Origin of the sequence: Mesorhizobium sp. M1143 (assembly GCF_040318435.1) — a bacterium.
Lineage (GTDB): Bacteria > Pseudomonadota > Alphaproteobacteria > Rhizobiales > Rhizobiaceae > Mesorhizobium.
Genome location: NZ_JAMYMJ010000003.1, coordinates 147916 through 170911, shown reverse-complemented (window position 1 = coordinate 170911; position 22996 = coordinate 147916). Strand labels below are relative to the sequence as shown.

Sequence of the window (22996 nt, the reverse complement as noted above, 5' to 3'; positions counted from 1 at the left end):
CGCGGCGTTCCCGTGCCGTGAGAAGCCATTGGTTCGGCAAAAGTCATTATAACGACATAGCGGTATTCGCAAGAGGTCTGCTGCGCCTCAGGAATGGCGGCGTTTGGCCCCCTCGCGACATTGCAGTACCCGCAACTGTTTGTTACATAACGACAAATACCCACATTCCAGCGCCGCAAAGAAATCTGTGACCGTACCATGTGAGACTTTTTCGCCAGCAAGCCCTTGCGTCGCCGCGCTGACTTGTCATAACCTCATGCGAACCAATAGGGAGGATGAGGAATGTCGTTTGCCTGGACGTCGAAACTGGCACTGGCCGCAGGCCTCGCCATCCTGCCCGCCACGGCCTGGGCGCAGTCGGTCAACATCTCCTATCTCACCCACTGGTCGCCGGAGACGGTCGCGCTGCTGGAAGCGGCGGCCAAGGATTATGCCAAGACCAATCCGGATGTCAGCGTCACCGTGCGCGCCGTCCCCTTCGGCGACCTCCTGACCACGCTGCGCTCGCAAGGCGGCGGCGCGGACGGCCCGACGATCGGCGGCATCTACGATCTCTGGTTGCCGGAACTGGCGCGCGACAAGCTGGTCGCGCCCGCCCCCGATGCGGTGGCCAGCGAGGTCAAGGCCGCATGGCCGGCGGGCATCACCAGCGCCGCCTCGGTCGGCGGCACGCTCTACGGCATCCCCAACGAAATCGACGTCTATGCGCTGAACTACAACAAGGCGCTGTTCAAGCAGGCCGGCATCGCGGCGCCACCCAAGACCTGGGACGAGTTCAAGGATGCGGCCAAGAAGCTGACCAACCAGGATGCGGGACAGCAAGGCTTCGGCATGATCAACTCCTGGGCGGCCGGCGTCGTCCACCCCTTCGCCTCGCTGCTGGTCTCCAATGGCGGCGACCTGGTCAAGGACGGCAAGCCGGTGCTCGACAGCCCGCAGGCCGCGGAGACTTTCCAGCTCTATGAAGACCTGATCAAGTCGGGCGCCAGCGTGCCGTCGATGGCGACAGCCGACGCCAACACCACCGGCCCCTTCCTCGACAATTTCGTCTCCGGCAAGACCGGCATGATCATCATGGCCAATTGGTGGGAGAGCGCGCTGAAGGCCGGCATGGGCGACAGATTCGCCGACATTGCAACGGCGCCGATTCCCGTCGGCCCGAGCGGCGACAAGCCGCATTCGATCTCCTACTCCTGGATGACCGTGGTCAACGCCAATGCAGGTGCCGCCGAGCAGAAGGCGGCGTGGGACTTCCTCGCCTGGCTGAACAATCCAAAGTCCGGCAAGAACGGCGCTTCCGCGATGTCGGATATCCTGATGTCGATGGGCATCCTGCCCTCACGCCTCTCCGACATCGAGGCGCACAAGGACAAGCTCGGCTCGGAATTCCTCTCCGGCTATGTCAGCGTGCTCACCGACGCCAAGCCGTTCCCCGTCGTGCCCGGCGGCCAGGAATTCTCGGAATCGCTGCAGCAGACGCTCGAGGCGTTGCAGTATGGCCAGGTCTCGGCCAAGGATGCGCAGGCGACGGCGCAGGCCGACGCCATTTCGATCCTGGAGCGCGCCGCCAAATAATGATTCAGAGGTACCGTGCCTCGGCGGGCATCATGCTGGCGCCCGCCGTGACGCTGATCGGCATCTTCGTCCTGTTGCCAATGCTGCTCACCGTCTGGCTGTCGTTCCAGGACTGGTCGACGCAGACACCGTTTTCCAGCGCCGGCTTCGTCGGCGTCGACAATTTCCGCGAGATTTTTGGGGTCTCCTCGGTCGGCCGCGATTTCAAGGCCGCGCTCGCCAACACAGCCGTCTACACCGCGCTCTCCGTCGTCCTCATCCTGCCTCTGTCGGTGGCCTTCGGCCTGATGGTTTACCAGCGCGACGTCGCCGGCGGCACGGCGCTGCGCACGGTGCTGTTTGCCACCTACATGGTGCCGATGATCGCTGTCGCGCTGGTCTGGTCGAAACTCTATTCGCCGAGCGAAGGCCCTCTCAACCAGATGCTCGGCCTTATCGGCATCGGCCCGCAGCCTTTCCTGTCGTCGCCGCGCTCGGCGCTGATCTCGATCGTCTTCCTCAATGTCTGGCAGCAGGTCGGCTATTTCACCGTGCTGGCGATCGCCGGACTGACGCAAATCCCCGGCAGCCTGTATGAAGCAGCAAAGCTCGACGGCGCCAACCGTTTCGAGCAGTTCCGCTTCATCACCCTGCCGCTGATACGGCGCACGCTTCTGTTCAGCGCCGTCATCGCCATCATTAACGCCGTGCAGGTGTTCGAGCCGGTTGCCCTGATCACGCAGGGCGGGCCGGTCGGCTCGACCAATGTGCTGACCTACCACATCCGCCGCGTCGGCATCGAGCGTGCGCAGGGTGGACTGGGTTCGGCCATGGCGGTGATGCTGATGCTTTCGCTGATTGTCGTCGTCTGCGCGCTGTTTGCCTTCGCCAACCGGAAGAACGACGAATGAGCGCGGGATCGTCGAGCCGGCTGTCGCGCCGGCGCCCGTCGGGCCGCAAGGCGCTGCTGGCGACGCTGATGCTGCTGGTCGCCGTCGCCTCGGCCTTCCCGCTGGTATGGATGGTGCTGTCGAGCCTCAAGACGCCGGCCGAGAGCATGCAGGTGCCGCCGGTGTGGATCCCCCTTACGCCGAGCTTCGACGCCTATGAGAAGGTGTCGGGCGTGGTCAATGTCGGCCGCTCGATGTGGAATTCCCTGGTCATCGCCTCGATCACCACCGCCGGCATCCTGCTGACCAGCATGATGGCCGGCTACGCCTTCGCCAAATACCACTTCCCCGCCAAGTCGCTGCTGTTCTCTGTGCTGATCGCCACCATGTTCCTGCCGCCGATCGTGACGCTGATCCCGCTCTATCGCCTGGTCGGCTCGATCGGCCTCAACGCCAGCCTCGCCGGCATCATCGTGCCCAATCTCGCCAATGCTTTCGGCATCTTCCTGATGCGCCAGTTCATCTCCGGCGTTCCCGACGAGCTCATCGACGCCGCGCGCATGGACGGCGCCTCGGAGTTCTTGATCCTCTACAAGATCGTCGCGCCCAGCATCGCCCCCGCAATCGCGGCTCTGGCCCTCTTCGCCTTCGTCTACCACTGGAACAGCTATCTGTGGCCGCTGACCGTGCTGCAGGGCAATGCCGACGCCTATCCGATCGTCATCAGCCTGAGCCGCCTGCTCAGCTACAACAGAGGTGCGGTCAACACCGGCCTGGTGATGGCCGGCGCGACGCTGGCCGTGCTGCCGCCGCTCATCCTGTTCGTCTTCCTGCAGCGCTTCTTCGTCGATTCCATCGTCGGCTCGGCGATCAAGGGATAGCTCGCCTCACCCGAACCTTGCCGCCGTCCAAGCCCCACCCGCAGCATTCGACTCCACCGCCGCCGCCACAAACTTCACCCCGCGCGCGCCATCGACGACATCGGGCACCTGTGCCGCGCGCGCCGGATCAACCGTCCCGCCCGAACGGTGCGCGCGAATGATATCGGCGGCGTCGCGGTAGAAATTGGCGAAGGCCTCGATATAGCCTTCCGGATGCGCCGCCGGCATGCGCGACACGCGTTGGCTTTCCGCCGTCGAGCCATGGCCGCCGCGCACCAAAGTGCGGGTTTCCTCGCCATGGATGGAGAAGCGCAGTTCCTCCGGCCGCCCGCCCGACCATTCGAGCCCGGCTTTGTCGCCATAGATGCGCACGGAGAGATCATTGTAGTGGCCGGGCGAGGTCTGGCTGGCCAGGATCGTGCCGCGCGCGCCGCCGGTCCAGCGCAGCAGCACATGTGCATTGTCGTCGAGCCGACGTCCCGGCACGGCGGTGAACAGATCCGCCGACACCGCCTCGGCCTCGCAGCCGGAGATATAGCTCGCCAGGTTGAAGGCGTGCACGCCGATATCGGCCAGCACCGCCGACTGCCCGGCGCGCGCCGGATCGGTGCGCCACTCCGCCTGCTTCTGGCCGTCGGCGTCGATCGGTTTGGTCAGCCAGTCCTGGATGTAGGCGCCGTGCACGGAAACGATCCGCCCAAGCGCACCCGCCGCCACCATCTCGCGCGCCTGGCGGACCATGGCGTAGCCGGTGTTGTTGAGCGTGACGACAAAGCGGCGCTTCTTCGCCTTCGCCAGCGCCACCAGCGCCTCAGCGTCGGCCAGCGTCGTCGACAGCGGCTTGTCGCAGATCACGTCGATGCCGGCCTCGAGAAAGGCCGTGGCAATCGGCGCGTGCAGATGGTTGGGCGTGACGATGACAACCGCCTCGATACCATCCGGCCGCGCGGCTTCGGCCTGCGCCATCTCGCGATAGTCGGCGTAGCTGCGCTCGGGCGCGATGCCGATCTCGGCGGCCGAGGCGGCGGCGTTCTCCGGGTCCGACGACAGCGCGCCGGCGACCAGTACGATCTGGTCGTCCAGGCGCATGGCGAGCCGATGCACGGCGCCGATAAAGGCATTGCGCCCGCCGCCGACCATGCCGACCCTGAGCCGCTTGCCCGCCGATCCGTCCGATGTTGCGTAGACCATTTCAAACTCCTCCACCTGTGGCTTCGTCATCCTGGGGCGTAGCAAGGAGCGCAGCGACGCAGCGCAGACCCCAGGATCCATGCCGTGACATCAGAGCGATGCTACGGTGCAGAACCTTCTCGTCCGCTGCATTCCTCGACCATCGTCACGGCATGGATCCTAGGGTCTCCGCGACGGAGCTTCGCTCCTGCTTCGCCCTAGGATGACGACGTTGGGAAACCGCACCCCTTTCGAACGCGATTTCCAATTTTCATATTGTAAAACGATCGTACCGCGCTAGCCTGAAATCATGAGTGGGGCAAGCAAGGCATCCGGGCGATCGAGCACCGACGAGGCGGCGACGCGCAAGCGCGGGCGCTCTCTGGCGGCGCTCGGCTACATCCAGCCGCAGACCTACGAGGAGCTGCGCGCCGTGCTGTCGTCGGGCACGGTGCATTTCCCCAAGCGGCTGCGCCAGGTGGCGATCTTCCTGTGGCAGCATCCGAGCGATGTCGCGCTCGGCACCATCGCGCAGGTGGCGGCACAGGCCGGCGTGCAGCCCTCGACGCTGGTACGCTTTGCGCAGATCTTCGGCTATTCCGGCTTTTCCGATTTCCAGGGCCTGTTCAAGGAGCACATCAAGGGATCGTGGCCGGAAGGGCGCGGCGAGCCGCGCACCGAGACGGAGCCCAATCTGCATTTCCTGCACGGCATGGTCGGGGCATCGCAGGCCTCGCTTGGCCGCATCGAAGCCGGCTTCGACGTCGCGAGTTTCGACAAGATGGTAACGCTGCTGGCGGCCGCCGAGCTGATCTATGTCATCGGCTCCAAGCGCGCCTTTCCGGTCACCGCCTATCTGTCGCTGACACTGTCGCAGCAAGGCGTGCGCAACGTGCTGGTCGACAATGTCGGCTCCTCCGCACTCGACCAGATCGGCTGCATCGGCGCACGGGACGCCGTGCTTGCGGTCTCCTTCAGCCCCTACAATTCGATCACGCCCGATCTCGTCGCGGTGGCGCATGAGCGCAAGGCCCGCATCGTCACCGTCACCGACAGCACTTTCAGCCCGCTGGTTCGGCTCTCGGACGCTTGGCTGGAAGTGGTGGAATCCGACTTTGCCGGCTTCCGCTCGCTGGCGGCCTCGCTCGCCGTTGGCATGGCGCTGGTCCATGGGGTGGCGGCGCGGCGCGGCGAATGAGCCGCCGCTGGCACAATTGACTATCCAGAATTGCCGTTCCATATTTAAAAAAATAGAAACTTTATTCCCGGGAGGAGGAATGGAGATCCGGCTTGACGGCAAGGTGGCTCTGGTCACCGGGTCGACGCAAGGCATTGGCCGCGCCATTGCCGAGACGCTGGCGCGTTCCGGTGCCGCCGGGCTGCTGGTCACCGGGCGCGAGAGGGCGCGTGGCGAGGCCGTGGCGGCCGAGCTTTCGCAATTGGGCACGCCGACCATCTTCGTCGCCGCCGACCTTGCCGATGCTGACGCCCCCACCCTTCTGGCGCAGGCCTGCATCGAGCGCTTCGGCCGCATCGATGCGCTGGTCAACGCCGCCGGCCTGACCGATCGCGCCTCTTTCCTCGACGCCAGCCTCGACGATTGGGCGGCGCTGTTTGCCGTCAATGCGCGCGCGCCGTTCTTCCTGATGCAGGCGGCGATTGCCGACATGAAGCAGCGCGGCCAAGGTGGCGCCATTCTCAACATCCTGTCGATCAATGCCCATTGCGGCTCGCCGGAGCTTGCCGTCTATTCCGCCACCAAGGGCGCGCTGGCGACGCTGACCAGGAACGCCGCCAACGCCCACCGTTTCGACCGCATCCGCGTCAACGGCATCAATGTCGGTTGGACGGACACGCCGGCCGAACGCATCATGCAGGCGGAGACTTTGGGCAACGGCCCTGGCTGGCTTGAGAAGGCCAATGCCGCGCAGCCTTTCGGCCGGTTGCTGACGCCGGACGACATCGCCAGCCTCGCCGTCTTCCTGCTGTCCGACGCCGCCGGCCCGATGACCGGCGCGGTCATCGACCAGGAGCAGGCGGTGATCGGGGCGAACCGGTGAGCGCCTCCACCGAAACGCTTGGGCCGGCGCTGCTCGACCGCTTGCCGGCCTCGGTCCAGACACCGTCCTATGACCGTATGCTCCTGGCGCCCGGCATGGCGCATCTCGGCGTCGGCGCTTTCCATCGCTGCCATCAGGCCGAATACACCGACGATCTCATCTCGCTGCGCTTCGACCGCTGGGGCATCGTCGGCATCAACATCCGTCCGCCCAGCCTTGCCGACACGCTGGGACGGCAGGGCGGGCTCTACACAAGGCTGATCCGCGAGAACAGCCACATCGAGGCGCGCGTCATCGGCAGCATCGTCCGGGTGGTCGACAGCCAGGAGAGTGCGGCACCGGCGCTCGGCGTGCTGATCTCACCCGATATCGAGCTAGTGACGATGACGGTGACCGAAAAAGGCTATTGCCACATCCCGTCCAGCGGCGAACTCGACCTCGGCCACCCTGATATCGTCCATGACCTCGCCAACCCCGAGACGCCACGCAGCGTCCCCGGCCTGTTGGTGCGGGCGCTGGAGCAGCGCAGGGCCACACATGAGCGACCCATAACGTTTCTCTCCTGTGACAACATTCCGACCAACGGTACTATCCTGAACAATGTCGTGCGGACGTTTGCCGAACGGCGGAGCAAAGGGCTGGCCCGCTGGATAGAGGCCAATGTCGCCTTCCCCGCGGCCATGGTCGACCGCATCGCGCCGGCGGTAACGCAAGATGACCTCGACAGTGTCGAGCAATGGTTCGGCTACCACGATGCCGCCGTCGCTGTCGGTGAGCCGTTCCGGCAGTGGGTGATCGAGGAAAAATTCGCCGGCCGCATGCCGCGCTGGGATCTGGTCGGCGCCACCTTCGTCGACGATGTGACGCCGTTCGAGCATCTCAAGATGCGGGTGCTGAACGGCGCCCAGACGACACTGGCGACGCTCGGCGTGCTGGCCGGGCTCGAGCACACATCGGACGCCATAGCCAACCCGCTGCTGTCGGACTTCATCCGGCGCATGCTGGTCGAGGAGACGCTGCCGACGCTGATGCCGGTATCCGGCGTCCTGCCGCTTGCCTATGTCGAGCAGAGCCTTGCCCGGCTGAAGAACACCGCGATCCGCCACCGCAACCACCAGGTCGCAACCGACGGTTCGCAGAAGATCGTCCAGCGCCTGCTCAACCCGATCCGCGACCGGCTCGCAATGGGCCAGAGCATAGGCCTCCTGTCGGTGCCGGTCGCCGGCTGGATGGCCTATCTCATCCATGCTTCCGCACGCTTCGGCAAACGCTGGCCGGTGTCGGATCCCTATGCCGGCAAGGTCGCCGCGATCGCCGATGCGACCGGTCACGATGCCAGCGCGCTGGTGTCCGCCATCCTTGCCATCGACGGGATATTCGACCCCGGCCTTGCCGCCGACGATACGTTCCGCGCGGCCGTCACATCGGCGCTGGGCGACCTGCTGTCGGACGATCCGATGGCGGCTGTCCGGCACAGTCTTGAACAAGATGAGGTCGCGAGGTTGAAGCGATCCAAACAATCGGCATTATAGTCGTCGGGTCTAGGGAGGCAGAATGAAACTTGGAGTTCTTACAGCACCCTTTGCGGAGACGCCGCTTGGCGAGGTCGCCGGCTGGGCGCACTCGGCCGGCTTCGAGGCGCTGGAAATCGCCTGCTGGCCGAAGACCTCCGGCCCGACGCGACGCTATGCCGGCACCAGCCATATCGATGCCGCTTCCACCTCGCCCGCGCAGGCCAAGGAGATCGTCGCTTCGCTGACGGAGAAGAAGCTGACGGTCTCTGGCCTCGGCTACTACCCCAACCCACTGCATCCGGACCCTGCCCATCGCGAGGCCGTCATCGGCCATCTGAAGAAGGTCATCGTGCTGGCCGCCAATATGGGCGTGCCGGTGGTCAACACCTTCTGCGGTGGCGATGCCTCGAAGACCGTCGACGTCAACTGGCAGGACGCGCTGAAAGTCTGGCCCGAGACCGTCGCCTATGCGCGCGATCACGGGGTAAAACTCGCCTTCGAGAACTGCCCGATGATCTTCAGTTATGACGAGTGGCCGGGCGGGCACAACATCGCCTATTCGCCCTACATCTGGCGGCGCATCCTCGAGGCCTGGGGCGGCGAGGTCGGCATGAATTTCGACCCCTCGCACCTGGTCTGGCAAATGATCGACCAGGGCCGCTTCATCAAGGAGTTCGGCCCCTACATGCTGCATGTCCACGCCAAGGATTTGATGATCGATCATGATGGTTTGTATGAGCGCGGGATCCTTTCCGCCGGGATAGGCTGGCAGGTGCCGCGCATGCCGGGATTGGGCGATGTCGACTGGAGCGGCTTCTTCTCCGGCCTCTACCGCGCCGGCTATGACGGCTCGGTCATCATCGAACATGAGGACAGGCGGTTTGAAGGCAACGACGATGCGGTGAAGCGGGGCTTCCTGCTCGCCCGCGACGTGCTGCGCCCCTTCGTCAAATGACGAGGTGAATGACTTGGTCTGAACCTGCCGAAGGGTCTGACCCTGAGACGAAAAACAACAATGTGGAGGAGTACTGACATGAAGAAAATACTGACCATGGTCCCGTTGCTTGCGGGCGCTGCCTTGCTGGCATCGATGGGCGTGTCGTCGGCCGAAGCCAAATATACGATCGGCATTTCCAACACCGTGCAGGGCAATGGCTGGCGCGAGGAAATGGTCTGCGCCATGAAGGCGCAGGCGCTGGCTTCGGGCGAAGTGACGAAGCTCAACATCGCCCACCGCAACACCGATGCCGCCGGCCAGCTCGAAGACATCCGCAATCTGATCAGCGCCAAGGTCGACGCCATCGTCGTCAACCCCGCTGATCCCGCCGGCATCAAGGCGGGCCTGGAAGAAGCCACCAAGGCCGGCATCGTCGTCGTTGCCGTCGACCAGGCGGTGACCGAACCGTCGGCCTACATCATCTCCAACAACCAGGAACAGTATGCCTATCTCGGCGCCAAATGGCTGTTCCAGCAGATGGGCGGCAAGGGCGAAGTGTTCTACATGCGCGGCGCCGCCGGCGCCTCGGCCGATAGCGATCGCGACAAAGGCTTCAAGAAGGCGCTGGCCGAAAACCCCGGCGTGAAGGTGGCGCAGGAAGTCTTCACCGGCTGGCAGCAGGATCAGGCCAAGCAGCAGATGCTGTCGTTCCTGGCCACCGGCACGCCGTTCAACGGCGTGTGGACGTCGGGCATCGACAACGTCATCGTCGACGCGCTGGTCGAATCGCAGGCGCCGCTGGTGCCGGTGGTCGGCGCCGACAATGCCGGCTTCGTCGGCCAGCTGAGCTCGGTGAAAGGTCTCGTCGGTGCAGCCGTCACCAACCCCGGCTCGATCGGCGGCGCGGGCGTGACGCTGGCGCTGCAGATCCTCGACGGCAAGAAGCCGGCGCAGCAGACCGTGCTGGTCGACCCGCAGCTTTGGGACAACGCCACCGACGAAGGCAAGGCCAAGCTGAAGGCAGCCGCCGACCCGTCGCTCAGCCCGGAATGGCCGGTCTCGATCTCGATCCCGGAGTGGACGACCTACACGAAGGACCAGATCGTGGCCTGCAAGGGGCCGGGGGAGTAAGCCTGGTTTGAATGAACTGGCGAGGACGGCGAACGACCGTCCTCGTCACACAGACTAGCGCTCTACGGCGCCCCCTCTGTCCTGCCGGACATCTCCCCCACAGGTGGGGAGATTGGCTGTCATCTCGGCTTTCGCTAATTTTCTACGTCGCAAGACGAGGGGCGGCGCCGGAACTGCCAATCTCCCCACCTGTGGGGGAGATGTCCGGCAGGACAGAGGGGGGCGCCGTAGAGCGCCGACATTAGTTTCTGGAACCATCAATTTTGACAACAAACCAGTTGACCACCAGCCCCCTCCTCGACGCCACCGGCGTCGCCAAGAGCTACGGCGCGGTTGCAGCGCTTCGCAACGCGTCGCTCTCCGTGCTGCCGGGCGAGGTCCACGCGCTGATGGGCGCCAACGGCGCCGGCAAGTCGACGCTGGTGAAGATCCTGACCGGCGCCATTCCGGCGAACTCCGGCCGCATCCTGATCCGTGGCGAGGCGCGCGACATTCGCTCGCCCGCCGCCGCGCGCCGCGCCGGGCTGCTGCCGGTCTACCAGGAGCCGTCGCTAATCCCCGATCTCGACGTTCTCTCCAATCTCAGGCTCACCGGCACGCCGGTCGAGCCGTTCCGCGCCTGGGTGCGCGAGCTCGGCATCACCGACCTCGATCTGCGCGACACCGCGCGCGACATCCCGCTGGCCGTGCTGCGCGTGCTCGACCTGGCGCGGGCGCTCGCCGTCGAGCCGGACGTGCTGCTGCTCGACGAGATGACGGCGGCCCTGCCCGCCAACCTCGCCGAAAAAGTGCTGGAAGTGGTGCGCCGCCAGGGCGATGCCGGTCGCGCCGTGATCTTCATCTCGCACCGCTTCGTCGAAATCTCCGCACTGTGCGACCGCGCCACCGTGCTGCGCGACGGCGAGACCGTCGGTGTCGTCGACATCGTACCCGGAGTCGAGGAAAAGATCGTCGAGCTGATGCTCGGCACCCGCATCGTGAAAACTCATGTCGCCGCCCGCAGCGCCGCCGAGAAGGCCGCGCCCGCAGCTGCCCGGCCGCGCATCTCCGTGCGCAATCTCCGCGTCGGCGCCAAGCTCAGCGACGTCTCCTTCGATCTCGCCGACGGCGAAGTCGCCGGCGTCGTGGCGCTCGAAGGCCAGGGCCAGGACGAATTGTTCGCCGCCCTTGCCGGCTCGATCCGGCCCTCCGGCGGCACGATCGAAGTCGATGGCCAGCCAGTGAAATTCGCCCACCCGATCGACGCCATCCGCGCCGGCATTGCCTATGTGCCGGGCGACCGCTCGGAAGCGCTCGCCATGCAGCGCTCGGTGCGCGAAAACATCGCGCTGCCTTTCAGCGCTGCCTTGCGCAACTGGGGGCCGATCAACATGCGCCGCGAGCGCGCGACCGTGCTCAGCGCCATCGAGCGGCTGCAGATCGACACCCGCGCCCAGGGCGAAGTGCAGCGCCTGTCCGGGGGCAATCAGCAGAAGGTGACCATCGCCCGCTGGATCGCGGCGGATGCCCGCACCATCCTGTGCTTCGACCCGACGCGCGGCATCGATGTCGGCACCAAGCAGGAGATCTACAAGCTGCTGCGCGAACTCGCCGGCAACGGCAAGTCGGTGCTGTTCTACACCTCGGAACTCGAAGAGGTGCAGCGCGTCTGCGACCGCGTCATCGTCATCTTCGGCGGCCGCCTGGTCGACATTTTTCCGGTCGAGGACGCCGACGAGCCGGCGCTGATGCGCGCCGCCTACGGCCTGCCGCGCGGCGCCAAGGCCGATATCGGCATATTGGCTGATCCGACCGCGAACACTTCGGCTTCGCCGGAGGCCGCGCCATGAGCCATTTCCTGCGCCGCCAAGGCTGGGTCGTCGGCCTGTTCGCCCTGCTCATCGTCCTGTTCATCACCACCAGGATCATCCAGCCGGCCTATGGCAGCAATGATTTCGGCTCGCTCGCCCGAGCCGTTCTGCCCTATGCCTTCGCAGTCGCCGCGCAGACGGTGGTCGTCATCGCCGGCGGCATCGATCTGTCGGTCGCCGCCATGATGGCGCTGACCAGCGTCACCGCGGCGTCGATGATGAATGGCGCGAGCGAGGAATACGCGCTGTTCGTGGTGCCCTTCGTGCTCGCCATGGGTTTCGTGCTCGGCGCGCTCAACGGCCTGCTCATCGTCGTCACCCGCGTGCCCGACATTGTCGTGACGCTGGCCATGCTGTTCGTGCTGCAGGGAGCAGCGCTGTTGGTGCTCGACGCGCCGGGCGGCGGCATCGCCGAATGGCTGAAGGCGCTGATCTCCGGCACCGTGCCGATCCCCGGCCTGCCCGACGCCATAGACGCCTGGCTGCCCAAGGCCCTGCTGGTGCTGATCGTCTGCCTCTGCGTCATCTGGATACCGCTCAGGCGCTCGCGCCTCGGCCTCTCCATCTACGCCATCGGCTCCAGCGAACTGGCGGGGTTTCGCTCCGGCGTGCCGGTCAAGCGCACCCGCATCATCGCCTATGCGCTGTCCGGCCTGTTCGCCGCCTTTGGCGGCCTGGCGCTGACCATGAGCACCGGCATCGGCGCCCCCATCCCCGGCCCCTATCTGCTCGCCAGCGTCGCCGCCGTGGTGCTGGGCGGCGTCGCGCTCGGCGGCGGCAAGGGCGGCCTGCTCGGCCCCATCGTCGCCGTCTTCGTGTTGAGGCTGGTGCGCACCGACCTGACGCTGCTCGCCATCGACCCGAATGTCACGGCTATTATCGAGGGGCTGATCATGGTGGCGGTGGTGATGTTCGGGGCGTTTATCACGATGCGGGGGCGGCAATGATGGGAGGGCTGTCGCAGAGAGACGTCGGCGTTCCTTCGCGCCCCCCTCTGTCCTGCCGGACATCTCCCCCACGAGGGGGGAGATCAGCTGTCATCGCTGCTTTCGCCAGCCTTCAACGTTGCAAAAAGGAGCGAGGCGCTGAAGCTGCCAATCTCCCCACAAGTGGGGGAGATGGCCGGCAGGCCAGAGGGGGGCGCCGTAGAGCGCCATCCTCGCAGCACACAACACCAAGAGCCGCCCCATGAGCACCACCGCCATCACCCCGGTCCCCTTCGGCCGCCGCATAAAGCGCTTCATGGCCGATCGCCCGCTCATCCCGCTGATCGTCCTGCTCGCCATCCTGGTTATAATCCTGCAGGTCCTGCGCCCCGGCATCGTCAACGAGCGCTGGATCGCCAACACCATCAAATTCGCCATCCCGCTGGCGATCCTCGCGGGATGCCAGACCATGACCATGCTGACCGGCGGCATCGACCTGTCGGTCGGCACGGTGGCAACGATGAGCGCCTTCATCATGGCGACGCAAGTGGTCAACCAGGACCCGGCGGTGGCGTTCCTGCTGGCGATGATGCCGGCGGTGCTGATCGGCCTCGTCAACGGCATCGGCGTCGGTGTCTTCCGCGTCCACCCGCTGATCATGACGCTGGGCACCAGCCTGATCGGCACCGGCTGCCTGCAGGTCTACCAGCGCACGGTGATCGCGTCGGGCGCAAAAATCCCCGACTTCTTGGCTTGGCTCGGCACCGGCGTGACATGGGGCTTCCCCAACGCGCTGCTTTTGTTCGTGCCGCTCGCCGCCCTCATCGTCTTCACGCTCGCCCGGACCGGCTTCGGCCGCCTGCTCTACGCCGTCGGCGACAATGAGCGCGCGACCCGCCTGTCGGGCGTGCAATACTGGCAGGTCATCACCGCGCTCTACGTCACCTCCAGCGCGCTCGCCGGCATCACCGGCCTGCTCTATATCGGCTTGATCAAGGCCCCCTCGCTGTCGCTCGCCGAACCGCTGGTGCTGCCCTCGGTCGCCGCCGCCGTCATCGGCGGCACCTCCATCTTCGGCGGCCGCGGCGGCTACACCGGCACCATCATCGGCGCCCTGATCCTGACCGTGCTGACAACACTGCTGACCATCCTGCAGATGCCGGAGGGGGCACGGCGGATCTTGTTCGGGCTGATCGTGCTGTTCGTGACGGCGGCGTATTTGCGGATTGTGGAGGAGCGGTAGGGGGCTGGCGGCAGTAGTGCCGCCGGTCCGGCGCTGCAAGCCAGGCTTACCCGTCAGAAGCGCAAGGCTATCGCCTACGGCAGCGCCAGCCCCCACTCCGTCTCGGCTTCGCCGAGCCACCTCTACCCCCACGTCCGTGGGGGAGAGGAAATGCCAAGCTTTCATAGGAAGGAAATCCAAGTTTTTCTTGAGGCAGAACCTAAGCCTTTGAAGCCGCGACTTCCAAAATTAGCGTTTCCTCTCCCCCACGAAAGTGGGGGTAGAGGTGGCTCGGCGAAGCCGAGACGGAGTGGGGGACCGACCTACTGATTGCCACCATCCTGGGCGACCTTGCACACCCAGACGCAACGCCCCTTACTTCAACGAAATCGCCATCCCGCTCAGATCCGCATTCACCTGCAGGCCCACCTGCCGGCCGGTAAGCTCGAGCTGGGCGCCCTTGTCGTTGGTCATGACGATCACCTGCGCCCCCTTGCCGAGCGCGCCGCCACCGCCGGCCGCGCCATAAACGCCGGTCGCATCCCGCACCCTGCGGATATGGCGCACGGTGCCCCGGAAATAGGTCTTGGAAACCCCGAAGGCGAAGCCGCCCGAAACGCCGCCGATCGTGATGGGATAGGAGCGGCCGTGGAAGGTCAGCGTCCCCTCGCCGCCGGAACCGCCGACGAAGAAGGCCGCCTTGTAGACGGCAAAGCGGATCGTGCCGCTATCGGCATGCGCGGCGCTGGCAGCGCTGACGGACACAGTTGTGATGGCCGCAACCGCAAGCGAACGAAAGCTGGACGAGATGGTCATGGTGGGAGCTCCTCAAGTGCGCCGCTTGCCCAGCCGGCAGGCGGCGTCGAATTCGTAACCAACTTGAACAATCTAGCCCGTGATTTGGTTCCAGGCAGGCTGTGACAAGATCCGACGAAACGTGACGTGGTGTACTTTCGGGTTGCGGAGGAGGCGGCGCCTATTTTCTCTTCCTGAGCACTTTTCGCAGCATTAACTTCAGCCGCCTCATCTGGTAATGGCGCCGCAACTTGGCCAGCGCCGACTGGTGGGCGGTGTCGATTGCAGCCAGCGAGTCCGCCTCGGTAGCCTGCGGCAGCGCGAGCAGCGCGTCGGCCTGAAGATCGGCAAAGGGCTTGGGGTCATAGCTGGCGAACGGCGTCGGCGGGTCGCTGAGCACGGTGGGGTTGCTGTTGATCTCGAACACCACCAGCCTGCCGTCGACGAATGTGTAGTCGATGCGGCCATACTGCATGCGGGCTTTTTCGAAGACCTGCATGACCGCATTGGCGTCAGGATTCGTATCGACATAGGTCCTGATTTCTTCGATATGCGCCGGCAGCAATTGCTCGGGCGAATTCTTGACGAACCACGATTTCGACATGGCGCAATGCTGGCCGTAGATCGTATCGCCGACCCGAAACGCCGCGTACTTCCTGAAATAACCGTCCATTCCGGGGGTGCCGATCATCTCCACCACCATCGGCCGCACCAGATCGCTACCGTCCAGCCGGGCGATCGCGGCGTCCAGCGCCGGCCGGTCGTGCAGCAGCGGCGGCTCCCTGTAGAGTGCGCCCGTCTCGTCGCGGATGAAAACGGGATAGCGTATCGCCTCTTCCAGCTCGTCCGGCCTGAACACACGAAAAGCGTTGCTGCCGTCGGCATGAAGCAGGCGCAGCAGGTCGAAGCGCTGCAGGCTGGCGGTCGGGTGATTGAGCTGCGTCAGGCCGGTGTTGTCAGCCAGTTCGGCGCTGATGCCGGCCGCGCGGCTCAATTCGTCCGATGTCAGCCGGTCCATGTCGGACCAGATGACCACCCCGGCGCGAACGCCGCGCAGCAGCCCGGCATCCTCGTAGCGCACCAGCCGGAACCACGCCTCCAGGTCAGTCCGGTGATACAGAAGCACCACCGCCTGCGTGTAGGCGTGCTCCCGGTGCGCGACGTAAAATATCATGCGTTTCCGTTGTCCGTATGTAATTGCAAAGGGGAACCATGATAATTAGACAGGCTTGTGAAAGCCGTGAAATGGTTCTCGATCCGGCATGCGTCAAACAGGAGATAGAACAGGTTGACGTTTCCGTGAAGCTGCAAACCGCATTGGCAAGAAACTGCCATGCGCCATCAACGCGTTGGAAGTCGAGGCAGCCGACACATGAATTTAGACGATGTTGCGATACCCATCCGCCGGTTAGACCTGGAAGACATCCCTTTGCTGATGGAGCTTGAGGCTGCCGCCTGGGCCGCACCGCTGCAGGCGAGCGAAACGACCATCCGCCACCGGCTGGCACTCGGACACACCATGTTCGGCGCGATCGATGGCGATCTGCTTGCTGGCACCATCTGCTTTACCGAGACCAGCCAGGATCCGCTGGTGCGCGCCGATTTCCCCAGGAATTTCGATGCCTATGCATCGCTGCCGCGCAGCGAGCCGGTTTACGCACTTTACGCCTACAATCTCTGCGTCCGGCCGAGCCATCGCGGCTCCAATACGGCGGTGCGGCTCTTGAAGGAGATGGAGAGCCACGGCCGCCGCCTGGGCGCCAGCTGGCTGATCGGCGATGGCCGCTGCTCGTCCTATGCCGGCTCCTCGGGCGAAGAGTATGATCATGTCAAGGCCGATGCGCGGTTCCGCGCCACCATCGACCGCTGGAACCAGACCGGCACAAGACCGCCGCTGGAAGAGATCATCCGCGATCCGCTGCTGCGCATGCACTACCGCGTCTACGGATGCGAGTTCCTCTACGTCATGCCGGACTTCTTCCCGCAGGACGCCACGTCAGGCGGCTTCAGGGTCATTTCAGCCAAGAATCTCAAGGCATGAGATTCGAGCCGTCATGACAGCTCCGCATTTCGATCCGTTCGCGCTCGGCGACGACCCGTTTCCGCATTTCGCCCGCATGCGCGCCGCCGGCGGCATTGCGCGCGGCGTCGCGCCCTATCCCGAGCTGGCCGACGCGCATTATGTGTTCAGCCATGAGCTGGTGTCGGGCGCGCTGAAGCATCCCGCTCTTCTTCAGGCGCCGCCGGGTACATATGAAGAGGTCCGCCGCAAGCTCGTCGACCATGCGCCCATGGCTCTGCTCAGCCGCTCGGTGCTGCTCGCCGATCCGCCTCAGCATGGCGCCTTGCGCCGGCCGGTCGCTGGCTTTTTCTCACGGCCGGCCATCGAAGCGCTGACGCAAGGTCTTCGCGCGCTGAGCCACGAGCTGGTCGAGCGTGCGCTGGCGGATGGCCGCGTCGACGCCGTCGCCGGGCTCGCCGTGCCAGTGTCCTTCTGGCTGCTGCAGGAAATCCTCGGCATCGAGATCGAGGACCCTTGGGCGTTGAAATCGGTGACCCGCCGCATGGCCAGCGCATTCGACCTGCGAAGAGCGCAGCCGCCGGCAGCAAGCGCCGAGGCCTATCGCGAATGCCAGGCTTTTGTCGAGGAGCGGCTGGCTCGACAGGCCTACCGGCCGGACGGAATGGTTGCCGGCATGGTGCGGGAGGTTGCGCAAGGCCGCTGGTCGCGCGAGGACATGGTGGCCAACATCGTCTTCATGCTGTTTGCCGGACAGGAGACTGTCGTCGACGCTCTCGGCAACGCAATTGTTGCGCTGGATCGCTTTCCCGAACAGCGCGCGCTGCTCGAGCGCGGCGCTGTCGACTGGAGCAGCGCGGCGGCCGAACTGCTGCGCTATGGCGCCTCGGTGCAATACGCCGTCGCCCGCATCGCGGCGCAGGACATCGACCTCGGCGACGTCAGGATTGCGGCTGGCGAAGCGGTCGTGCCGGTGCTCGGCAGCGGCAATCGCGACGATGCCGTCTTCGCCGATGGCGACCGGCTGGACCTCACGCGCCCGCCAACCATGTCGATGACCTTCGGCACCGGCCTGCATGTCTGCCTCGGGCAGCATGTCGCCCGTATCGAGATCGCGGCGATGATAGAAGCCCTGTTCACCCGTGCGCCCGGATGGCGGCTCGATGCCGCAAATGCCGAGCGCCGCGCCTCGATGTCGTTTCACGGCATGGCTACCGCGCCGCTGATCCTCAACCCCGCTGCGTGAAAAGCGGCCGCGTCTGGGGGATGACCGCCGGGTCGAGCGACCTGACGATTTCCGAAACCTTTGCCCGCAAGGCGCCCACCGTCGCATCGTCGAGCGGATCGAGAATATCGTTCTGATCTCTCGATACCCGGTACTCGTCCAGCGACGGCGCCTCGCTCGACGGCGTGAAGCCGCCGCCGCGGGCATGCTTGTCGGCCAGTTCCTGCCTCGATTTCACGGCATAGTGGCGGATCCAGCCGATCTTCCATTCCATCGGCATGGCCGCCGGGTGCTTGTCGAGCGTCATGCCGTCGACCAGCGTCCTGCGCAGCGAGATGCGGAAACCGTGCGGGTGCGGCATGAACTGCCCGGGATCCCGCAGCGCCTTGCGCAGCACCGAGGACACGCGGGCAAACGACTTCTTCCAGCGCGCGGTCGGGGCGTCATGCGTGCCGCGCCTTTGAAACCGCACCGTCACCAGTTCGTCGTCATAGGCCTCTTTGCCGTCGCTGCCGAAATTCACCCAGCGAAAGGCGACGCTGCGCACGCCCGGGCGGCTCAAAAGCGAGCGGACCAGTTCGGCTCCGCTCCAGGGCGGCGCGTCGAGCGGCTCGAGGAACTCGTCGGCGTCCATGAAGCCCAGATAGCGATAGCCGTGGAGCAATGCCTGCCAGTAAAGATAGGAATAGGCCCGCCGCTGCGGCAGCACCGTGTCGTGTCGCCAGTCGACCAGCCGGATCCAGCCGGCATCGCGCAACGCCTGGAGCACCGCCGTCTGCGGTCCGGCGCTGCAGTTGTCGGCGATCATCAGGTCGAAGCCATGCAGCTTGTGCCAGGCGACCCACTCGATCACATAGGGCTGCTCCAGCTTCATGATCGCGCAGATCACCGGCCTGTTGACGGAAAACGGAATTCTCATCGCAACGCTTTCCCCGCGCCACCCGCTGCTGCTTGAGGCTCGACCTGCCGGAACGGGATCGCATCGCCATAAAATGCCGCAAGCTGCTCCGAAGAGCCCGTCCAGTCGCCCATGTCGAACTGGTGGAACCGATAGCGTGGGTCGTCAAGGGGCAGCAGGTCGATATCCGGCCTGATGCACCGGTCGAATATGCCGGCCACCGGCAGATGGATCGTCCGCGCCGAAGACAACCAACCGGCCAGCCAGGAGAAGCTGCTCACCCCCGTGACGAGATGGCTCGCCCGGCGCAGCGTCTCGAAATCGGTCAATGGCGACGCCTTCGGCGCGAAGACAGCATCGGGAAAACGCTGACGCAGGCGCCGGCAATAATCGTTGTCGTCATGGGTCTGGCCGACGAAGACCGGCTTGCGGCCGCTATCCTTGATGAGCGTCTCGAAGAAGCCGAATGGCATCGGGCAATAGTTGCGGTGGAAGCCGTCGAGGATGTCGCCGGCCCGCACATGGATGACGAGAAAATCGTCGCCATGGGTCGGCGCGGCGACGGCACGCCCGTCGAACAGCCCGGAGACCTCGTCCCGGTCATAATAACCCAGCCGCTGCGCGAAGCCCTTGAAGCGGATGCTCCGCGCCCGCCTGTCGCGGAACGCGGCTATGATCCCGTCGAGGTCGTAGCGGTGATAGCCGTCGACCCGAAGCAGCCGGTATTTCCACAACAAAGGCGGCCGCACCCTGGCAATGGACCATTCCGGCAGGTCGGCGTCGCAGACATAGCCACCGGGGATACGCTTCGCCAGCACATGGCAAAACATGTACTGGAACATCTTGTTCGCCATGCCGCCAAACGGCTGCATCACGATGGGCACTTGCCGCATTGGACCCCTTTCGCCAAAGACGGTCATTGTTACCCGAGCTGCGCGGGCCGGTCGACTGGCCTCTGACGCCAAGGGCGCATCATGATCGCCGCCGGCAAGCCACCCTCAGGGATAATGCGTCGGCTTTGGCGCGTAGATCTTTGGATCGAAGTCCAGATCCCTCGGCAAGGGCAGGCTTGAGCACTGCAAATGCACCTCGCGTGCGAGCAGCCTTCGCTGCTTCTGCTCGTTCTCCTTGATGGCCGCCACGAGGCCCATGCTGTAGGGCCCCAGCACGACGCCGGCGGCCCATCCCGGATGCTCCTTCTCGCGCGCGTCGTAATTCATGGCATCGGTGCGGGCCTGCTGGCATTCCGGCGTCGCCCATTTCGGGTCTTGGGTCGAGAGCGAGGCTCCATACTGGACCGGAGACGATACGCACCCTGCCACTGTCGCAGTCAACGCGACGACCATTGCAATTCTCATCCGCAAGCCCCTCCTAATGTAGGAGGCGACTACAAGACGATTCCAGCGGGAAAAAGGCAGCTTCAGGATGCGGATTTTGCAGGGCCGCTCACCCCAGCAGGTTGCGCGCCGTGCGCATGAAGATCTTCGAACCGATCGGGATCAGATCGTCGGGAAAATCATAATCGGGATTGTGCAATGACGGGGTGCGCTCGCCCGCGCCGAGGAAGAACATCGCCGACCTCGCCTTGTGGCCGAAGATGCCAAAATCTTCCGAAGCGCGCATCGGCAAGGCTTCCTCGCTGCGCGCGACGCCCTCTTCGTCCAGCGCGCGGTTGAGATGTTCCACCGCGTCTGGAGCGTTGACGCTGGCGACGAAAATCTCATGATAATCGCAGTGCACGGAAAGACGGTGCTCGGCCGCGATCCTGGTGGCCAACGCTTCCGCCGCCGCGACCAGTTCCGCCATGCGCTCGTCGCGCCTTGTACGCAGCGTCGCCCACACCTCGGCGTAGCCGGGCGCGATGCCGAACACGGCCTCGCCCATCGTCGCATGGGTGACGGTGACCATGCTGAAAACATCGTCGGCAAAGGTGCCGCGTCCGAGCGCCGGCAGCAGCGGCATGAGCTCGCTCACCGCCGGCATCGGCGACACGCCGGTTTCGGGCATGGAGGAATGCGCGGTCTTGCCCTCCAGCACGATGCGGATGCCGCGCGAGGCGCAGTTGACGACGCCGGGCTTGAGCCGCACCTCGCCGAACGGCACGCCCGGCAGATTGTGCAGCGAGAAGGCGAAGTCCGGCGCGATCTCGCCAAAGCGTGGATCGGCGACGACGCCGGCCGCACCATTGCCGGTCTCCTCCGCCGGCTGGAACATCAAGACGACGCGGCCGCGGGCCGGCCGCTCACGCCCGAGCTGGCGGCCAAGTGCGGCCAGGATCGCGGTGTGGCCGTCATGGCCGCACATATGCGATTTTCCCGGCACCTGCGAGGCATGCTCGACGCCCGAAAGCTCCTCGATCGGCAGCGCATCGATCTCCGAGCGGAACAGCACCGTCGGTCCCGCCTGGCCGCTGTCATAGACCGCCGCCACGCCATGACCGCCGAGGCCGGTCAGCACCTTGTCCGGCGCTGTATCGGCGAGGAAGCTGACGACTTCCTTGGCGGTCTGTTCTTCCTCGTTGGAGATTTCCGGGTTTTGGTGCAGCTTGCGGCGCCATGCCGTCAGCTCGATGATATCGCGATTGGTGAGGGTCATGGCTTGGGCTCCGCTTTGGTGCTGCAGGTTACACAAACACGATAGGGTTTTTCTCACGCCGTGCCATGCTGATCAATTCCACTGGTCCATCTGCCTGTCTTGTGTGAGCGTAGATGACGACATCCCATGACCACCACACAACCCAGAGAATTTCCAGCTCCGCACTGAGGCCGTCGATCTCATCTCCGACATCCGGTGGCTTCTCCTGAAAAGCGCCGCGTGCTCGCCTGTGCGACATCTTTGCTTCCATCCACCCGAAGGAACGTTTCGGAGCAACAATGGCCAGGCGGTTTGCGTTTCTCTTGGTTCGCGACTTCACGCTGTCGCCGCTGTCGCTGTTCATCGACACGCTGCGGCTGGCCGGCGATGAAGGCGACCGCAGCCGCCGGATCGAGTTCGACTGGGAGATCGTCGGCGAGCGTGGCCTGCCGATCCGCGCGAGTTGCGGTGTCGAGTTGCTGCCGACCAAGGCGATCGGCAATCCGCAGGAGTTCGACAATGTCGTCGTGGTCGGCGGTCTGCTCGACACCAACCGCAGCCTCAGCTCCGAAAAGGAGGCCTTCCTGTTGCGGGCGGCCGAAAAGTGCGTGCCGCTGACGGCACTCTGCACCGGCAGCTTCGTGCTCGCGCGCTACGGCCTGCTCGATGGCTACAGTGCCGCCGTCAGCTGGTTCCATATCAAGGATTTCCGCAGCCAATTCCCTGACGTGAACGCCCATGCCGACAGCCTGTTTTCCGTCGATAGGGGCCGCTCGACCTGCGCCGGCGGCACGGGTGCGGCCGACCTTGCCGGCCATTTCGTGTCGCAGTTCATCGGCCGCAAGGCTGCGGAAAAAGCCGCCAAGATCCTCGTGCTCGACCGCATCCGCTCGAGCCTGGATGTGCAGCCCGTCGGCGATCTCTTTCCGGCCGCGTCGAGCCGAGCGGTGAAACGGGCGCTGCTTCTGATGGAAAGCAATCTCCAGGAGACGCTGTCGGTCGCCGAGATCGCGGGCCGGTTGCATTTATCCCGGCGCCAGCTTGAGCGGCTGTTCTGCGCCGAGCTCGGCATCGGCCCGATGGCCGCCTATCTTGCGCTGCGCGTACATCAGGCCAAGTCGCTGCTGGAGGGGAGCGACTTGGCAATCGGCGACATCGCCTACCGCTGCGGTTTTCCCAATGCCGGCCATTTCAGCCGTGTCTTCCGCCATCAGACCGGTATCACGCCGACCCATCTCAGGCATCCGAACCGAATGTCCGGTGTCTTTGCCGACGGCAAGGGGAGCGGTCCCTAAGCCTATATTGGGGCGTGCGATCTCGCCGTTGGTATGATAATATCATACCAACCT

21 protein-coding genes are annotated in these 22996 nt (G+C 65.0%); 14 read left to right on the top strand and 7 right to left on the bottom strand.

All coding sequences use genetic code 11. The features are described 5' to 3' along the window. The first annotated feature begins 282 nt into the window (after window positions 1–282). Genes NKH35_RS04095 through NKH35_RS04085 form a run of 3 tightly spaced genes read left to right on the top strand, consistent with a single transcriptional unit; the run spans window position 283 to window position 3325 of the window. On the top strand, window positions 283–1575 hold the full coding sequence (locus NKH35_RS04095; protein WP_352543218.1) for an ABC transporter substrate-binding protein: 1293 nt from the start codon (window positions 283–285) through the stop codon (window positions 1573–1575). Next, on the top strand, window positions 1575–2465 hold the full coding sequence (locus NKH35_RS04090; RefSeq protein WP_023698623.1) for a carbohydrate ABC transporter permease: 891 nt from the start codon (window positions 1575–1577) through the stop codon (window positions 2463–2465). The genes NKH35_RS04095 and NKH35_RS04090 overlap by 1 nt, the downstream gene beginning before the upstream one ends. Further along, window positions 2462–3325 carry a carbohydrate ABC transporter permease gene (locus NKH35_RS04085; protein ID WP_023710857.1) on the top strand — a complete coding sequence of 288 codons (864 nt, stop codon included), beginning with the start codon at window positions 2462–2464 and terminating at the stop codon, window positions 3323–3325. The genes NKH35_RS04090 and NKH35_RS04085 overlap by 4 nt, the downstream gene beginning before the upstream one ends. A gap of 6 nt (window positions 3326–3331) precedes the next feature. Here the strand turns inward: NKH35_RS04085 and NKH35_RS04080 are convergent, their stop codons facing one another. Continuing rightward, the gene (locus tag NKH35_RS04080) at window positions 3332–4516 is read right to left on the bottom strand and encodes a Gfo/Idh/MocA family protein (protein WP_023820598.1); all 1185 of its coding nucleotides are present in this window, start codon (window positions 4514–4516) and stop codon (window positions 3332–3334) included. A 289-nt stretch (window positions 4517–4805) separates the two neighbouring features. Between NKH35_RS04080 and NKH35_RS04075 the strand changes: the two genes are divergently transcribed. The 8 genes from NKH35_RS04075 (at window position 4806) to NKH35_RS04040 (ending at window position 14156) form a co-directional block, all read left to right on the top strand. Next, entirely contained in the window at window positions 4806–5693 is an 888-nt protein-coding gene (locus NKH35_RS04075) for a MurR/RpiR family transcriptional regulator (RefSeq protein ID WP_023710855.1), read from the top strand. Between the two features lie 79 nt (window positions 5694–5772). Continuing rightward, entirely contained in the window at window positions 5773–6555 is a 783-nt protein-coding gene (locus tag NKH35_RS04070) for an SDR family oxidoreductase (RefSeq protein ID WP_023691914.1), read from the top strand. Further along, on the top strand, window positions 6552–8087 hold the full coding sequence (locus tag NKH35_RS04065; RefSeq protein ID WP_352913411.1) for a mannitol dehydrogenase family protein: 1536 nt from the start codon (window positions 6552–6554) through the stop codon (window positions 8085–8087). Before NKH35_RS04070 ends, NKH35_RS04065 begins: the two co-directional genes overlap by 4 nt. A 22-nt stretch (window positions 8088–8109) precedes the next feature. After that, window positions 8110–9024, top strand: coding sequence for a sugar phosphate isomerase/epimerase family protein (locus NKH35_RS04060; RefSeq protein WP_352498313.1), 915 nt, complete (start codon window positions 8110–8112; stop codon window positions 9022–9024). Window positions 9025–9102: 78 nt separating this feature from the next. Further along, a complete protein-coding gene (locus NKH35_RS04055) occupies window positions 9103–10137 on the top strand; it encodes an ABC transporter substrate-binding protein (protein ID WP_023683115.1) in 1035 nt (344 codons plus the stop codon). Window positions 10138–10415: 278 nt separating this feature from the next. Then, window positions 10416–11966 (top strand): sugar ABC transporter ATP-binding protein, encoded by a 1551-nt coding sequence (locus NKH35_RS04050; RefSeq protein ID WP_352913409.1) that lies wholly within the window; start codon window positions 10416–10418, stop codon window positions 11964–11966. Further along, window positions 11963–12934 (top strand): ABC transporter permease, encoded by a 972-nt coding sequence (locus NKH35_RS04045; RefSeq protein WP_352913408.1) that lies wholly within the window; start codon window positions 11963–11965, stop codon window positions 12932–12934. The genes NKH35_RS04050 and NKH35_RS04045 overlap by 4 nt, the downstream gene beginning before the upstream one ends. A gap of 241 nt (window positions 12935–13175) precedes the next feature. Further along, window positions 13176–14156: an ABC transporter permease gene (locus NKH35_RS04040; protein ID WP_023669687.1), complete on the top strand. Its 981-nt coding sequence runs from the start codon at window positions 13176–13178 to the stop codon at window positions 14154–14156. A 354-nt stretch (window positions 14157–14510) separates the two neighbouring features. On the opposite strand, the gene NKH35_RS04035 is transcribed toward NKH35_RS04040, so the two are convergent. Next, window positions 14511–14951, bottom strand: coding sequence for a lipid-binding SYLF domain-containing protein (locus NKH35_RS04035; protein WP_023686526.1), 441 nt, complete (start codon window positions 14949–14951; stop codon window positions 14511–14513). Window positions 14952–15111: 160 nt separating this feature from the next. Beyond that, on the bottom strand, window positions 15112–16104 hold the full coding sequence (locus NKH35_RS04030) for a hypothetical protein (RefSeq protein ID WP_352913406.1): 993 nt from the start codon (window positions 16102–16104) through the stop codon (window positions 15112–15114). Between the two features lie 198 nt (window positions 16105–16302). Between NKH35_RS04030 and NKH35_RS04025 the strand changes: the two genes are divergently transcribed. After that, complete coding sequence (locus tag NKH35_RS04025) at window positions 16303–16971, top strand: GNAT family N-acetyltransferase (RefSeq protein WP_031202403.1); 669 nt, start codon at window positions 16303–16305, stop codon at window positions 16969–16971. A 13-nt stretch (window positions 16972–16984) separates the two neighbouring features. After that, window positions 16985–18196 (top strand): cytochrome P450, encoded by a 1212-nt coding sequence (locus NKH35_RS04020; protein ID WP_352913404.1) that lies wholly within the window; start codon window positions 16985–16987, stop codon window positions 18194–18196. Here NKH35_RS04020 and NKH35_RS04015 read toward each other — a convergent pair. The 4 genes from NKH35_RS04015 to NKH35_RS04000 form a co-directional block, all read right to left on the bottom strand. Continuing rightward, window positions 18180–19094 (bottom strand): glycosyltransferase family protein, encoded by a 915-nt coding sequence (locus NKH35_RS04015; protein WP_023691919.1) that lies wholly within the window; start codon window positions 19092–19094, stop codon window positions 18180–18182. The genes NKH35_RS04020 and NKH35_RS04015 overlap by 17 nt on opposite strands. Further along, window positions 19091–19966 (bottom strand): alpha-1,2-fucosyltransferase, encoded by an 876-nt coding sequence (locus NKH35_RS04010; RefSeq protein ID WP_023686531.1) that lies wholly within the window; start codon window positions 19964–19966, stop codon window positions 19091–19093. Before NKH35_RS04010 ends, NKH35_RS04015 begins: the two co-directional genes overlap by 4 nt. A 105-nt stretch (window positions 19967–20071) precedes the next feature. Further along, window positions 20072–20431, bottom strand: coding sequence for a hypothetical protein (locus NKH35_RS04005; RefSeq protein ID WP_023691921.1), 360 nt, complete (start codon window positions 20429–20431; stop codon window positions 20072–20074). 88 nt (window positions 20432–20519) lie between these two features. Then, the gene (locus NKH35_RS04000; protein ID WP_023707586.1) at window positions 20520–21668 is read right to left on the bottom strand and encodes an amidohydrolase; all 1149 of its coding nucleotides are present in this window, start codon (window positions 21666–21668) and stop codon (window positions 20520–20522) included. A 278-nt stretch (window positions 21669–21946) separates the two neighbouring features. Here NKH35_RS04000 and NKH35_RS03995 point away from each other — a divergent pair, with 278 nt between their 5' ends. Continuing rightward, window positions 21947–22942, top strand: coding sequence for a GlxA family transcriptional regulator (locus tag NKH35_RS03995; protein ID WP_023707585.1), 996 nt, complete (start codon window positions 21947–21949; stop codon window positions 22940–22942). Window positions 22943–22996: the final 54 nt, after the last annotated feature.